Origin of the sequence: Ensifer sp. ENS06, from assembly GCF_014852205.1 — a bacterium.
GTDB classification, from domain to species: domain Bacteria; phylum Pseudomonadota; class Alphaproteobacteria; order Rhizobiales; family Rhizobiaceae; genus Ensifer; species Ensifer adhaerens.
In genome coordinates this window covers 58,636-72,756 of record NZ_JACVBC010000006.1, presented here as the reverse complement: position 1 = coordinate 72,756, position 14,121 = coordinate 58,636, and the positions used below count along the sequence as shown (strand labels likewise).

Below are 14,121 nucleotides of genomic sequence, written 5' to 3'. Positions count from 1 at the left end.
GATGAATCGCGTGTGGCCGGGACGAGGAAGGAAAAAACGCCTGGAACAAGATCGGCCACCGGAGATGCGGCGCTGGTATCTCCGGCTGCTGATGTGGCTTGCGCATGGCTATTACGCTGTTGCGCGTGGCATGACGATGGGTGTGCGGGCGGCCTGTTTCGATGGCGAGGGCCGCGTTTTCCTCGTCCGCCACTCCTACCTGCCGGGCTGGCACCTGCCGGGCGGAGGGCTCGACCGCGACGAGGCCTCGATCGACGGCTTGCTGCGGGAGTTGCGCGAGGAGGGGAACCTCGAAGTTTCGGCGCCGCCGGTGCTCATCCAGGTCTACTACAACAGGCGCACGAGCCGCCGCGACCACGTCGTCTTCTACCGCTGTGACGGTGTCAGCCAGAGCGCGCCGAAAACGCCCGATCTCGAGATTTCCGAAAGTGGCTTCTTCACACTGGACGCGCTGCCTGACGACACCACGCCGGCAACACGCCGCCGGCTTGCGGAACTTGCCGGCGGCATCGCAATCGATCGCTACTGGTAGCGATCAATTGCCCTTTCAGTGCAGTGTTACAGCGCCTCGCGGCCGTGCGGGGCGGTGAGGTCGAGCACCGGGCCCACCGGCACGACGCCGGTCGGGTTGATGGTCGTGTGGCTGCGGTAGTAGTGCTCCTTGATGTGGCGCATGTCGACCGTCTCGGCCACGCCCGGCACCTGATAGAGTTCCCGCAGATACCCTTGGAGGTTCGGATAGTCGGCGATCCGGCGGATGTTGCATTTGAAATGGCCGACATAGACAGGATCGAAGCGCACCAGCGTCGTGAATAGCCGCCAGTCGGCCTCGGTGAGGCGGCTGCCGGTGAGGTAACGGTGCGAGCCGAGGCGCTCTTCCAGCTTGTCCAGCCGGGCAAAGAGTGCCGTCACACTTTCCTCGTAGGCGGATTGCGTGGTGGCAAAGCCTGCCTTGTAGACGCCGTTGTTGACGTCATTGTAGACGTCGGTGTTCATCGCATCGATCTCGCCGCGCCGCTCTTCCGGATAGAAATCGAGCGTCGAGCCGGTCAGGCCATCGAAGGCGGAGTTGAACATCCGGATGATCTCGGAGGATTCATTCGAAACGATGGTGTTCTGCTTCTTGTCCCAGAGGACGGGCACGGTCACGCGGCCGGAATAGTTGGCATCGGCGCGGGTATAGACCTGCCACAGCGCCTTCGAGCCGAAGAGATGATCGCCGGTGCCGATGCCGCCGTCCTTGAATTCCCAGCCCTGGGTGAGCATCAGCGGATCGACCACGGAAACGGAGATCAGGTCCTCGAGCTTTTTCAGCTTGCGGAAGATCAGCGTACGATGGGCCCATGGACAGGCGAGCGAAACATAGAGGTGATAGCGATCGGCCTCGGCCTTGAAGCCGGCGTCGCCGCTCGGGCCGGCCGACCCGTCCGCCGTCACCCAGTTGCGGAACTGCGAAGCGCTGCGCTTGAAGTGGCCGTTCGTTGCCACCGTGTCGTACCAGACGTCCTGCCAGACGCCATCCACCAACCTGCCCATCGGACAAACTCCTTCGTGATCGTTGCGTCAATAGATAGCGCTTCCAGCGACATTCGATAGGTGGCGAAATCGGAACAGTGCGTTTTAGGCTTTGACAGAGGGCAAATTTCTGCTATCGGCGATTTCACAACTTTTTTCGTGTCTGGAAGAATCCGCACAGATGATGTTCTCGGGAAACCTGCGACGACGCTGATGCTGCCAACGCCCTCATCGGGCGAAGCCATCCCTATGTCTGTTCGCATGCCTGGTTTCTCGATCTCATGAAAAAGCACGATCTCGTCTATCTGACCGAAGACGCGTCCCATGACGCAGCCATCGAAATCATCAACGAAGAAGCTTTCGGCCCCGGCCGGTTTGCCCGGGCGGCCGCGCGCATCCGCGAGCAGGGGCCGCATGACCGGTCGCTGTCCTTCATCTGCGCCGACAATGGCGAGACGATCGCATCGGTCCGGATGACGCCGGTCATGGCGGGCTCGATCAAGGGCCACCTGCTCGGACCGCTCGCCGTCAGGCCGTCGCACAAGAACCAGGGCATCGGCCGGGAACTGGTGCGCATCGCGGTCGAGGCGGCGCGGCGCAAGGGCTCACACGCGGTGATCCTTGTCGGCGATCCGCCCTATTACCAGCCGCTCGGCTTCGAGAAGGTGCGTTACGCGGCACTCGAGTTCCCTGGGCCGGTCGACCCGGCGCGGGTGCTCGTCGTGCCGATGGCAGAGGGTGTGCATGCCGGACTTGCCGGCGTTATCGCCTGGCGGGATGATAGGCTGATGCAGGCGGAGCCGATTGCGTTGCCGCTGGCCGTCTGATCCCGGACCTTATCGCGCGACGAGCGATTTCTTCAGAAACACCCGGGTTCGGCCAACAGGGAAATCCGGCAGTTCACCGAAGGCCGCATAGCCCTGACGCTCGTAGGCGCGCAGGGCCTGCGGGTTGAAGGTGTCGATCCAGGCGCTGTGGCAGCCGCGATTGCGCGCTTCGTCCTCGGCCGCCTGGAGCAACTTGCCGGCAAGCCCCTGTCCGCGAAGATCTTCCGGTAACCACAGCCATTGCACGAATAGCCAGCCCCAGCCGGTGTAGCCGTTCAGGCCGCCGCGGGCTCCCTGTGCCTCGGGGCCGCCGACAAGGACGGCGAGGGGGCGCCGCTCCGACGGGCCGACGTCGGCGGCGTTGAAGGCTGCAAGACCGTTGCCGATTGCTTCGATCGCCTCGGGCGGCGGGGCGTCGGTGACGACGAACATCAGCCTTTACCTTTCGACACGGCGCATGCTGAAGACATCCAGGCGGTCTTCGCCGACATCCGTCTCGTCGAGCCGCCAGCCGAGACGCTCGTGAAGGCGCGCTTGCCCGAGAGGGCGCAAAGATGCACGGCTTCGGCGCCGGTATCGAACGCCGCCTGCGCTGCCTTCAGCACGATGTCGCCGCCGATACCTGCCCCGCGGAACGGCGGATCGACCCAGACGGCAGCAACCCACGGCGTGAGATCCGGTCGCTCCTCAAGATCGGAGGCGATGACCGAGGCGGTGCCGACGAAACGGTCGCCGGCATGCGCCACCAGACACAGCGGCTCGGCATCGTCGGCAAGGCTCGCCTGAAGCAGGCCGGTAATATGTTCCAGCGGAAAGCCATGCGGTTCCCACCAGGCGCGCCAGACGCGGTCGGCCACGGCATCGAAGAAATGCGGTGCGTCGCGAAGGTCGCTGACGACCATGGTGCTGTCGCTCATCGTCCCTCGCGATACCAGGTGGCGGAAATCAGCAGCAGCAGCGCCGCAAGACCAAGGAAGCCGGTAAACAGCGGCACTGAATTGACGCCCTTCAGCACGGTTTCGTCGGTCATGCGGATCGAGAGCCGCTGGTCGTCTGCCGCTCGGATCGAGCCCCTGACCGGCAGAACCGTGGGCAGGTCGAGCGGTCCATCGGCACTTGCGAGGCGCCGCACGATGCCCTTGGTCTTTTCCGCCCAGGGACGCAGCTTGTCCTCGGTCGAGATCGCGGCCTTGAATTCCGGAGCGTTCGGGTCGCCGACATGGGCAAGAGCCGTGAGGTCGCCGTTCGACATCTCGAAGAGCCCGGTTTCCGTGGTGGCGACTTCGGCCGAGTAGAGGCCCGGCTGGCGTTCGGTCAGCTTGACGTCCTGCTTCGCGCCGGAGGGAGCGACCAGCGTCACCGGACCCGGATCGCCATCAATCGTCTGGCGGGTGATTTCGAGCGTCCGGCCGCGCGCGCGTGCCGTCAGCGCCTCTTCTTCGAGCGAGGGCTCCTGCATCAGCCAATGGGCGGTGCGGCGATAGAGCGACACGTGGGGTCCGCCGCCTTCGAAGCCGCGAGCCCAGAGCCAGCCCTGATCGGAGAGCAGCATGGCGACGCGGCCCTTGCCGACACGGTTGAGCACCAGCAGCGGTTTGCCGTCGGCCGCTTCCATGACCGTATGGCCCTGCGGTCGGTTGACGTCGACGGTGCGGAACCAGCGGCCCCAATGCGGCGGCTCGCTGTCGGAGCCTTCCAGACCGCGGGTCACCGGATGCTTCTTTCCTTCCTCCGACAGGCGCGGGAAGAAGGCCTTTTCGTTCATGACGCCCGTCGGCGCGGCCGGCAGCACTGCCTCAAGCGGTGTCGCTGCAATCGAATCGTCGCCGGCATGTTCGGGACCTGCCGCGATCAGCAGCGCGCCGCCGTTCTCCACATATTGCGCGATGTTGTCGTAGTAGAGGATCGGCAACAGACCGCGGTGCTGGTAGCGGTCGAGGATGATCAGATCGAACTCGTTGATCTTGTCGACGAAGAGTTCGCGCGTCGGGAAGGCGATCAGCGATAGCTCGTTGATCGGCGTGCCGTCCTGCTTTTCCTGCGGACGCAGAATGGTGAAATGTACGAGATCGACGGCCGCATCGGATTTCAAGAGGTTGCGCCAGGCGCGTTCGCCGGCATGCGGCTCGCCGGAGACCAAGAGCACGCGCAGGTTCTCGCGAATGCCGTCGAGCACGTGGACCGCGCGGTTGTTGGCCGTCGTTACTTCGCCGGGAACGGCGTCGACGGCGAATTCGAGCACGTTGTTGCCGCCGCGCGGAACGTTGAAGGCGAACGGCACGTCCGTGCCGGGCTCGGCCCGCTCGCGGGCGATCTCGTTGCCGTTGAGGCGGATCGTGACTTCGGCGCTGCCGCCGGGTGCCGCCCCGTCGTCGACCACCCGGAACGAGAGCTTCTGTTCCTCGCCGACAATGCCGAAGCGCGGCGGGTTGATCAGTTCGACACGCCGGTCGAATTCATCGGGCTTGCCGGTGATCAGCCCGTGCACGGGCGCGTCGAAACCGAGCGCGCGAGCGACATCGGGCACATCGTGGATCTGGCCATCGGTGACGAAAATGGCGCCGCCGATGCGCGCCGGGGGAACGTCAGACAGCGAGGAGGCAAGCGCGCCAAAGAGATTGGTCGACGGTGAGACATCTGCCGGATCGGTGTTTGCCTCGATGATCCGCGGCTCGATCAGCGGTATGGCCGCCAGCCGTTCCTTCAGGCCCTCGACGGCGCGATCGGTCTGCGCGGTGCGGTCGCCGTTCTGCTGGCTCTGGCTGCGGTCGACGACGACGGCGACGATGGTCGAGAGCGGATCGCGCAGCTCCACGAAAATGGAGGGGTTGGCGATCGCCAGTCCGAGCGCTGCGAGTGCGGCCAGGCGCAGCCAGGCGCCGCGCACCTTCTGCCAGAGGCCATAGGCGATGAACAGCGCCGCGATTGCGAGCAGCGGGACGAAGTAGATCCACGGGATCAGCGGGGCAAAGCCATAGGTCATCGATCGGCCCTCACTGTCCAAGCCTTTGCAGAAGGTCCGGCACGTGAACCTGATCGGCCTTGTAGTTGCCCGTCAGCATATACATCATGATGTTGACGCCGGCGCGGTAGGCATATTCGCGCTGCATCTCGTCCGGCGGCACTGTCGGCAAGAGCGGCGCGCCGTTGACGTCAACGGCCCAGGCACCGGCAAAATCGTTGCCGGTGATCATGATCGGCGTGACGCCGTCGCCGCCGCGCACGGGGCGATTGCTGCGGTCTTCGTCGTCATTGGGGGCGGCCTCGACCCAGAGCCGGCTTTCCGCATAGCGCCCGGGGAAGTTCGAAAGCAGATAGAAGGCCTTCGTCAGCACGTGGTCGGAGGGCACCGGCTCCAGCGGCGGAATGTCGAGCCCGCTCAGCATCGCCTGCAGGCGCTGCACGTTGGGACTGTCGCCGGCGTCCGACGGTGTCAGCGAGGAAAACTGGTCGCGCGTGTCGAAGAGCACGGTGCCGCCGTTGCGCATATAGGCGTCGATCCGGCTCATGACCCGGCTGCTCGGCATCGGGGCGGTGGCCGAAACCGGCCAGTAGATGATCGGATAGAAGGCCAGTTCGTCCTGTTCGAGGTCGACGCCGACGGGCGCTCCTGGTTCGAGCGCCGTCCGGTAGGTCAGATAGTTGCTGAGGCCGATGAGGCCCTGTTCGGAGAGGCGGTCGACCTCCTGCTCGCCGGTGATGACGTAGGCGAGATGGGTCGTGTCCAGCCGCTGCAGCGTCTGCTCGTCGCTCGGCTGGCTGTCCTGCGCATGTGCGATCGCCGGGGCGAGAGCGGCTACAAGGCCGAGCGTCGCAAGGCCAAGGGTTGCGACCAGTGCCGCGGCCGCGGCGCCGCGGCCTGCGCGCCGGCGCAGCCCGGCAAGACCGCCGGCCATGTAGAGAACGATCAGCGTATCGAGGACGAAGAGCGCCAGCGCCAGCCCGAAGAGGTAGGGTCGGATCGAGAAGGGCCGGGCGCCCTCCAGTCCTTCGGCCCGCGCTCCGACGAGATTGCCTGCAATCGGGGTGAGCTTGCCGCCGTCAGGCAGCAGATTGTTGGCGACGAAACCTTCCTCCGAGCCGTAGAGGCCGGGGGGCGTGTCGGCGGAAACGGTGGGCGCGATGCCGGGTGCGATTTCGAGCGGTCGAGCGCTGCCGGTGTCGCCGGTCAGTTCGCCGCGGGCGCTCACCAGGCGATAGGGGGGCAACGTCTGCGCCTTGCTTGGCTGATCGCCGGCAACGCCGCCGGCGCGCGACAGCTGGATGGAGCGGCGCAGCATGTCGACGAACGAGCCGGAGATCGGCAGGTTCGACCAGTTCGGATCGGCGCTCACGTGGAAGAGCACGATGCGGCCGCGGCCGCGCTCGGCGGTCGTCACCAGCGGTGTGCCGTCGGCGAGGTTGGCCCAGGTCCGCTCCGTGAGATCGGGTGTCGGTTGCGCCAGCACCTGGCGCTTTACCAGCACGTCACGCGGGCGTTCCAGTCCGGCAAAGGGGCTCGAGGACGGATAATCGGCAAGCGGCTGCGGTTCCGACCAGGAAAGCGCGCCGTCGAGCGTACGCTCGCCCTGCCGGAGCACGACCGGTACGAGCGGGTCGTCGGCGGGCGCGCCGGCGAGCCTCGGGCCGGCGAAGCGCACCAGCATGCCGCCATTTTCCAGCCAGCGCGTGACCAGCGGGTAGCTTTCGTCCGGCAAACGGCCGACGTCGGCCATGACGAGGATCGACGGATTTTGCGCCAGAAGCTCGGCGATTGCCTTCCCGACCGCCTCTTCGCGGGGTTCGATCAGGTCGGCATGCGGCTCGAGCGCGCGCTTGATGTAGTAGAGCGGCGAAAGCAGCGGCTGCGACTGATGAACCTCGCCGCTGAGCAGCGCGACCCGGCGGCGGCGGTTGCCGTCATCCAAGAGGTGGATGGCGCCGGCCGTCGCCTGGCCTTCGATCGTCAGGCGCGTAAAGTCGTTGCGCAGCTCGAAGGGCGCTTTCAACAAGGTATCCGCCGTGGCGGCGCCGGTCGCGAAGCGAAGCTCGCCTTCGGCGATCGCGGTGCCCCTGATGTCACGGGCGAGCACGTAATAGGCGCGTGGTTCGCCGAGCGGCAGGCGCGAGGCGGTAACCCGCATTCCGTCGTTTTCGTTGGTTGCGGCGGTCAGCGCGATGGCGCTTTCCGCGTTGCCTTCGACCCGGCGGACATTCGCAGCACCGAGCTCTGCGATCTGCTGCATCGTCCCGCCATTCGAAGCTTCGATGCCGTCGCTGAGGAAGGCGAGGGTTCCGGGCGGAGTGCCGGCAAGTGCGGTCTTCATGGCGGCAAGTGCCCGGCCGCGGTCGGCCGGCAGTGGCTGCGGCTGCGCGGCGGCCAGGCGGTCGCGCGCCGTGGCGGCCGAGGCCGGCGTCGCGTCATGCTGGCGGTCGGTGGTAAAGACGATCGAAACCGGAAGCTCCTTGGCTTCGGCATCGTCGATCAGCGCACTGGCGGCTTCGACCCGCTGGTTCCAGTCGGAGATTGTCGCCCAGCTGTTGTCAACGACGAGCGCGAGCGGACCGGCTGCCGAAAGCGTGTTCTGCCGCGGGTTGATCACCGGATCGGCGATCGCAAGGATAAGGGCGGCGGCCATCAGCATGCGCAACAGCGTCAGCCACCACGGGCTTTGCGCCGGGGTCTCCTCACGCTTCATCACCGACGCGAGGATGCGCAGCGGCGGGAAGACTTCGGCCGACGGCCTTGGCGGCGTCATGCGCAGCAGCCACCAGATGACCGGCAGGGCAACCAGGGCGGCAAGGATGGCCGGATTGGTGAAGAGGAAGGCGAGGCCGCTCATAGCTGGCCTCCGTGGGTCGCGCGTCCCGGCATGCCGGAGAGATAGGTGTGCACGGCGACGAGCGCCTCGGAGGCGGGCCGGTCGGTCTTGTGCGGGGTGAAGGTCCAGCCGAGATGGCGCAGCGTCACGCCCAGCGTGTCACGGCGGCCAATATAGGCGCGCTGATAGTCTTCACGCAGCACTTCGGCGCGGCCGGCGGTCAGCTTCTCGCCGGTCTCCGGGTCGGTGAATTCGGTCCGGCCGGAATAGGGAAACACTTCTTCGGCCGGGTCGGCGATCTCGACCACATGGCCGCGCAGGCCGCGTCTGGCCAGCGGGCCGAGGCGGTCCATGATCTTTTCGGCAGGATCGAGAAAATCGCCGATCAGCACGAGGTCGCTGGCGCTGCGGATCATTCCGGTTTCCGGCAGGCCCTCGGCAAGTGGGCTCAGCATGATGGCGGTCGCCAGCCGTTCGGCGGCGTTGCGCGCCGAGACCGGCTCCATGATGCCCGGGCAGCCGATGCGCTCGCCCGAGCGCGCGAGGATTTCGGCGAGCGCCAGCATCAGTACCAGCGCACGGCTCTCCTTGGACACGGTGCCGAGCTTCGACTTGTACATCATCGACGGCGAAAGATCCGCCCACAGCCAGATGGTGTGGGCGGCTTCCCATTCGCGGTCGCGCACATAGGTATGGTCGTCACGGGCAGAACGTCGCCAGTCGATGCGCGACATGCTCTCGCCGTCCGAATAGGGCCGGAACTGCCAGAAATTCTCGCCGATGCCGCGCTTGCGCCGGCCATGCCAGCCGGAAATTACGGTGTTGGCGATCCGTCGCGCCTCGACCAGGCAATCGGGTACGAGCATGGCGCGCTGCTGCGCTCGTGAAAGCACTTCACTGGCGGGGGTACGCGAGACTATGTGCCCGACGGTGGCCATGCGTCAGCCTCTGGCCTGCTTCACCAGATCGGCGACGACGTCGCGCACGGTCATGCCTTCGGCGCGGGCGGCGAAGGTCAGCGCCATGCGGTGCTGAAGCACCGGTTCGGCCAGCGCCAGGATATCGTCGATCGAAGGCGCCAGACGGCCGTCGTAGAGCGCGCGGGCACGGGCGCAAAGCATCAGCGCCTGGCCGGCGCGCGGGCCTGGACCCCAGGCGACGTTCTTGTCGGTCGCAGCATTACCGTTGCCCGGACGGGCGGAGCGCACCAGCGAAAGGATCGCGTCGACCACCTTCTCGCCGACCGGCATCTGGCGGATGAGGCTCTGGATCTGCAGCAGCCGGGTGGCGTCGATGACCGGATGGGCGGTCGCTTCGCCGACACCTGTGGTTTCGAGCAGGATCTGCCGCTCGGCCGTGAGGTCCGGATAGCCGACGTCGACCTGCATCAGGAAGCGGTCGAGCTGCGCCTCGGGCAGGGGATAGGTGCCTTCCTGCTCAAGGGGGTTCTGGGTCGCGAGCACATGGAAGGGCGCCGGCAGGTCCTTGCGGGCGCCGGCAACCGTGATGTGGTACTCCTGCATGGCCTGCAACAGTGCCGATTGGGTGCGCGGCGAGGCGCGGTTGATTTCGTCGGCCATCAGCAACTGCGTGAAGATGGGGCCGGGAATGAAGCGGAACGAGCGATGGCCGGCCCCGTCCTGGTCCATCACTTCGGAACCGAGAATGTCCGACGGCATCAGGTCGGGCGTGAACTGTACGCGGCTGGAATCGAGCCCCAGCACGGTGCCGAGCGTGGCAACGAGCTTCGTCTTGGCAAGGCCGGGAACGCCGACGAGCAGCGCGTGACCGCCGGAGAGGACCGCGAGCAGGGTCTGCTCGACGACGCTTTCCTGGCCGAAGATGACTTTGCCGACTTCCGCACGCACCCGGGCGATTTCGCCCAGCGCACTTTCGGCCGCAGCGACAATCGCCTTCTCGTCGATCGCGTCAGCCGCGCCCTTCATCACACTCATGGTCATACTCCCCGGTCGCCCGTTGTTAAACCGAATCGCCCCTACAGCGCCGCGCGTCCTTATAGAGCGCGCCAGGCTCGCTGTAATATTGAGCCGCCGCATGACGCCTGTCCTTAGATCGATCCCGATTCAAGGAATCATGCGGTAGCCTGGATTTCAGTCGCCAAAATCCAATTTAGACCCTGCCGGACGGCTGACAAGTCGGCGCCGACGCACTATCTCGTGAGATATCAAAGGTCTCGATGCAAAATCGAGGTCAAACGGGACGGAACAATGGCAGAAGCCGAAATTCAGCAAACCGGCGATGCGGCCGGACTGGCGGCCCTGATTGCGCGTGCCGCCGGGCAGACCGGCGAAAAAGCGCGCGGCCTGCCACCGGTGGACCGCTGGAATCCGCCGTTTTGCGGTGACATCGACATGGAGATCCGCGCCGACGGAACCTGGTTCTATCTGGGCACGCCGATTGGCCGGCAGCCCTTGGTGCGGCTGTTTTCCACCGTTTTGCGCAAGGACGAGGATGGGCGCACCTATCTCGTCACGCCTGTGGAAAAGGTCGGCATCCGCATCGTCGATGCGCCTTTTGTCGCCGTCGAGATGAGCGTGACCGAGGGGGAGGAGGGGCAGGTCCTGACCTTCCGCACTAATGTCGGCGACGTGGTCGAAGCCGGGCCGGAGCATCCGCTGCGCTTCGTCATCCATGGCGAGAACCGCGAGCTGAAGCCTTACCTGCATGTGCGAGGGCGGCTGGAAGCCCTGGTGTCGCGGCCGGTCATGTATGACATCGTCGAGCTCGGCGAGACGGTTGCGATCGACGGCACGGAGATGTTCTGCGTGCGCTCGGGCGGTGCGGTCTTCCCGATCATGCCGGCAGCCGAGCTGGAAGCGCTTTCCCGATGAATGCGCATCCCTTCTCAGCCGACGAGTTTCGTCGTCGGGCGCTGACCCAGATGGGTGGGCCGATCGAGACCTCCTGGCGCGAGCACGGCGACTTCCTGCTCAATCCAGGCATCGTGCCCTATCTGGAGACGCTGAAGCTCAAGGATGCCGCGGTCCTGGTGCCTGTCGTCGATGATGGCGACGATGCGACGGTTATCCTGACGCAGCGCACCACTAGCCTGCGCAAGCATTCCGGCCAGGTTGCCTTTCCGGGCGGTGCCGTGGACCCCGAAGACCGGTCGGTCGAAGTGGCGGCGTTGCGCGAGGCGCAGGAAGAGATCGGGCTCGATCCGCGCTTCGTCGAAACTATCGGCCGGCTTCCGCATTACATGGCCATGTCCGGTTTCCGCATCACCCCGGTGCTGGCGGTGGTCAAGCCGGGTTTCGAGCTCGTGCCCAACCCGGAAGAGGTCGAAAGCGTCTTCGAGGTGCCGCTGTCGTTCCTGATGAACCCCGGCAATCACGATCGCGGCAGTGGCCACTGGCAGGGCGAGGAACGGCATTTCTACCGGATGCCCTATGGCGGCCGCAACATCTGGGGTATCACCGCCGGAATTCTGCGCATGCTCTATGAAAGGCTTTATGCATGACCTCGGTTGCTGGCGAAGGCTGGTTCTCGACGCCTTCTCTGCGTCGCGTTTTCGATGTGCTCAATGTCGACGGCGGCGAAGTCCGGGTCGTCGGCGGCGCAGTGCGCAACAGCTTGATGGGCTTGCCGGCCGGCGATATCGACATGGCGACCACCTGGCGCCCCGACGAAGTCGCCGAGCGGGCGAAGGCGGCCGGCATCAAGGTGGTGCCGACCGGCATCGACCATGGCACGGTGACGCTCGTCATCGACGGCACGCCCTATGAGGTCACGACGCTTCGCCGTGACGTTGCGACCGATGGCCGCCGTGCGGAAGTGGCCTTCGGCACCGACTGGAAGGCCGATGCCGAGCGGCGGGACTTCACCATCAACGCACTCTACGCCAACGACCGCGGCGAGGTCTTCGACGATGTCGGGGGGCTCGCCGACATCGAAACGCGGACGCTGCGCTTCATCGGCGATGCCAGCGAGCGTGTCGCCGAGGACTATCTGCGCATCCTGCGCTTCTTCCGCTTCTTCGCCCATTACGGCCGCGGCCGGCCGGATGCCGACGGCTTGCGTGCTTGTGCCCGTGCGCGCTCGAAGCTTGCAACGCTTTCGGCCGAGCGGGTCTGGGCGGAAACGAAGAAGCTGCTTTCGGCCGATGATCCCGGCCGCGCGCTGCTCTGGATGCGCCAGGCCGGCGTGCTCACCGAAATTCTGCCGGAAACCGAGAAATGGGGCATCGACGCAATCCCGGAACTCGTTGCCGCCGAGCGAGCCTTCGGCTGGAAGCCGGACCCGCTTCTGCGCCTTTCCGCGATCGTGCCGCCGGATGAGGAGCGTCTGGAGGCGATGGCAGAGCGTCTGCGTGTCTCGAAGGCGGAGGCTGCCTATTTCAGCCGCTGGGCGAAGGCGCCTGCGGTCCCGGCGACGACCGTCGACACGGCATTCGATCGGTTGCTCTATCGTCATGGCGTGGAAGGGATCGTCGTAAGACTGCGACTGGCGCTCTCAACAGCGCGGCGCAAGTCGGAAGGCGACCCGGCGTTTTTGTCCGAGACCGCTTCGCTGCGGCGGCTCCTGGCGCGGGCCGAGGCCTTCAAGCGGCCAAGCTTCCCGCTGAATGGCGGTGACGTGCTGAAGGCCGGCGTGCCGGCCGGCCCGCGTGTGGGGGAAATCCTCGGCGAACTCGAAAATGTCTGGATCGAGCGCAACTTCAATCTCGACCGGGCAAACCTCGTCGCCCGGCTCGAAGCCATGGTGCAGCCGTCCTGATCAGGCCGCCTTGGCCGGACGGCTTAAGCCGCCTTGGCCGGACGGCTAGGCCGCCTTGGACTCGTCGGTGATCCGGGCCTTGATGTTGTCGATCATGTTTTCGCGGATGACGGTCTCGCCATGCGTTTCACGCATGTGGTCGACGACGCGGCGCACGATTTCGGCATCGTTGTCGGCGCGGGTGTGCCATTCGCAACCCGGGACGAGGGAACCGCATTCAAACAGGCGCATGGTTGCTTCCTTCCCTGTGTAAGTTTGATGCGAGAGCGCGGCGCGCCGGTCGGGCGACCGCACGGTCAGAGTAGCATCAACCCCCGGCACGGCCAATTGTTCCCGCCGAACGCGCGACAAGAAACCGTTATAGACAAGCGGGCCGATGGTGTTATGGGTTTGCGGTAACAAGAGACGCAAAGGCCCTTTTGCCCATGACCTCCACCGTTCAATCGGAACTGATTGCCGCCATCCGGAACATTCCTGACTATCCGAAGCCGGGCGTGATGTTTCGCGATATCACCACGTTGCTCGGCAATCCGCGCGCCTTCCGCCGCGCGATCGACGAACTGGTGCATCCCTATGCCGGCACCAAGATCGACAAGATCGCCGGCATCGAGGCGCGTGGCTTCATCCTCGGTGGTGCGATCGCGCATCAGCTCTCGTCGGGCTTCGTGCCGATCCGCAAGAAGGGCAAGCTGCCGCACGACACCGTACGTATCGCCTACAGCCTGGAGTATGGCGTCGACGAGATGGAGATGCACAAGGATGCGATCCAGCCAGGCGAAAAGGTGATCCTGGTCGACGACCTGATCGCGACCGGCGGCACGGCGGAAGCGGCCACCAAGCTCTTGAAGCAGATGGGCGCCGAGATCGTCGCCGCCTGTTTCGTCATCGACCTGCCTGAACTCGGCGGGCGCAAGAAACTCGAAGCGCTCGGCGTCAATGTCCGCACGCTGATCGAGTTCGAGGGCCACTGATTGGTCGTTGCGGGATGGGTGCGGGAACCGCGCCCTTCCTTTGGCCTACATGCGGTTGATCGTCCGCAGCATCAATTGCACTTCGCGCTGGGCTGCCGGCGACAATGTCTCCACTTCGGTGAGCCAGAATTTTTCGGCTTCCGGCGGCTCGTCTTCCCAGCTTCTGACCGATGTTTCGTTATCATCGATGACGACGCGACGGTGACCGCCAAGACGCAGATATTCGTCCGCCAGTTCGCGGGCGTGGGTTTTTTCCATAGCCGCTCCTCC

At 65.5% G+C, this 14,121-nt stretch carries 15 protein-coding genes; 6 read left to right on the top strand and 9 right to left on the bottom strand.

Going from position 1 to position 14,121, the window contains the following annotated elements; all coding sequences use genetic code 11:
• The first annotated feature begins 64 nt into the window (after positions 1 to 64).
• Positions 65 to 532 carry an NUDIX domain-containing protein gene (locus IB279_RS21315; RefSeq protein WP_112772274.1) on the top strand — a complete coding sequence of 156 codons (468 nt, stop codon included), beginning with the start codon at positions 65 to 67 and terminating at the stop codon, positions 530 to 532.
• A gap of 26 nt (positions 533 to 558) precedes the next feature.
• Here IB279_RS21315 and IB279_RS21310 read toward each other — a convergent pair whose 3' ends face one another.
• Positions 559 to 1,536, bottom strand: a complete 978-nt coding sequence (locus tag IB279_RS21310; RefSeq protein WP_112772273.1) for a glutathione S-transferase family protein — start codon at positions 1,534 to 1,536, stop codon at positions 559 to 561.
• 260 nt (positions 1,537 to 1,796) lie between these two features.
• Between IB279_RS21310 and IB279_RS21305 the strand changes: the two genes are divergently transcribed.
• Complete coding sequence (locus IB279_RS21305) at positions 1,797 to 2,342, top strand: GNAT family N-acetyltransferase (protein WP_060518737.1); 546 nt, start codon at positions 1,797 to 1,799, stop codon at positions 2,340 to 2,342.
• A gap of 9 nt (positions 2,343 to 2,351) precedes the next feature.
• On the opposite strand, the gene IB279_RS21300 is transcribed toward IB279_RS21305, so the two are convergent.
• Genes IB279_RS21300 through IB279_RS21275 form a run of 6 tightly spaced genes read right to left on the bottom strand, consistent with a single transcriptional unit; the run spans position 2,352 to position 10,098 of the window.
• Positions 2,352 to 2,774, bottom strand: coding sequence for an N-acetyltransferase (locus IB279_RS21300; protein WP_090298447.1), 423 nt, complete (start codon positions 2,772 to 2,774; stop codon positions 2,352 to 2,354).
• Positions 2,774 to 3,259 (bottom strand): GNAT family N-acetyltransferase, encoded by a 486-nt coding sequence (locus tag IB279_RS21295; RefSeq protein ID WP_375292957.1) that lies wholly within the window; start codon positions 3,257 to 3,259, stop codon positions 2,774 to 2,776. The genes IB279_RS21300 and IB279_RS21295 overlap by 1 nt, the downstream gene beginning before the upstream one ends.
• On the bottom strand, positions 3,256 to 5,325 hold the full coding sequence (locus IB279_RS21290) for a hypothetical protein (RefSeq protein ID WP_112772271.1): 2,070 nt from the start codon (positions 5,323 to 5,325) through the stop codon (positions 3,256 to 3,258). Before IB279_RS21290 ends, IB279_RS21295 begins: the two co-directional genes overlap by 4 nt.
• 10 nt (positions 5,326 to 5,335) lie before the next feature.
• Complete coding sequence (locus IB279_RS21285; RefSeq protein WP_192339790.1) at positions 5,336 to 8,164, bottom strand: DUF4159 domain-containing protein; 2,829 nt, start codon at positions 8,162 to 8,164, stop codon at positions 5,336 to 5,338.
• Positions 8,161 to 9,081 carry a DUF58 domain-containing protein gene (locus IB279_RS21280; RefSeq protein ID WP_034788827.1) on the bottom strand — a complete coding sequence of 307 codons (921 nt, stop codon included), beginning with the start codon at positions 9,079 to 9,081 and terminating at the stop codon, positions 8,161 to 8,163. The genes IB279_RS21285 and IB279_RS21280 overlap by 4 nt, the downstream gene beginning before the upstream one ends.
• Before the next feature lie 3 nt (positions 9,082 to 9,084).
• Positions 9,085 to 10,098, bottom strand: coding sequence for a MoxR family ATPase (locus IB279_RS21275; RefSeq protein WP_112772269.1), 1,014 nt, complete (start codon positions 10,096 to 10,098; stop codon positions 9,085 to 9,087).
• Positions 10,099 to 10,371: 273 nt separating this feature from the next.
• On the opposite strand from IB279_RS21275, the gene IB279_RS21270 reads away from it, so the two are divergent.
• Genes IB279_RS21270 through IB279_RS21260 form a run of 3 tightly spaced genes read left to right on the top strand, consistent with a single transcriptional unit; the run spans position 10,372 to position 12,880 of the window.
• Positions 10,372 to 10,995, top strand: coding sequence for a DUF1285 domain-containing protein (locus IB279_RS21270; RefSeq protein WP_034788824.1), 624 nt, complete (start codon positions 10,372 to 10,374; stop codon positions 10,993 to 10,995).
• Entirely contained in the window at positions 10,992 to 11,624 is a 633-nt protein-coding gene (locus tag IB279_RS21265; protein WP_034788821.1) for a CoA pyrophosphatase, read from the top strand. The genes IB279_RS21270 and IB279_RS21265 overlap by 4 nt, the downstream gene beginning before the upstream one ends.
• Positions 11,621 to 12,880: a CCA tRNA nucleotidyltransferase gene (locus IB279_RS21260; RefSeq protein WP_060581746.1), complete on the top strand. Its 1,260-nt coding sequence runs from the start codon at positions 11,621 to 11,623 to the stop codon at positions 12,878 to 12,880. Before IB279_RS21265 ends, IB279_RS21260 begins: the two co-directional genes overlap by 4 nt.
• Before the next feature lie 45 nt (positions 12,881 to 12,925).
• Here the strand turns inward: IB279_RS21260 and IB279_RS21255 are convergent, their stop codons facing one another.
• Positions 12,926 to 13,111, bottom strand: a complete 186-nt coding sequence (locus IB279_RS21255) for a DUF1059 domain-containing protein (RefSeq protein WP_034788815.1) — start codon at positions 13,109 to 13,111, stop codon at positions 12,926 to 12,928.
• A 194-nt stretch (positions 13,112 to 13,305) separates the two neighbouring features.
• On the opposite strand from IB279_RS21255, the gene IB279_RS21250 reads away from it, so the two are divergent.
• Positions 13,306 to 13,851 (top strand): adenine phosphoribosyltransferase, encoded by a 546-nt coding sequence (locus IB279_RS21250; RefSeq protein ID WP_034788812.1) that lies wholly within the window; start codon positions 13,306 to 13,308, stop codon positions 13,849 to 13,851.
• Positions 13,852 to 13,896: 45 nt separating this feature from the next.
• Here IB279_RS21250 and IB279_RS21245 read toward each other — a convergent pair whose 3' ends face one another.
• On the bottom strand, positions 13,897 to 14,109 hold the full coding sequence (locus IB279_RS21245; protein WP_060518722.1) for a hypothetical protein: 213 nt from the start codon (positions 14,107 to 14,109) through the stop codon (positions 13,897 to 13,899).
• Positions 14,110 to 14,121: the final 12 nt, after the last annotated feature.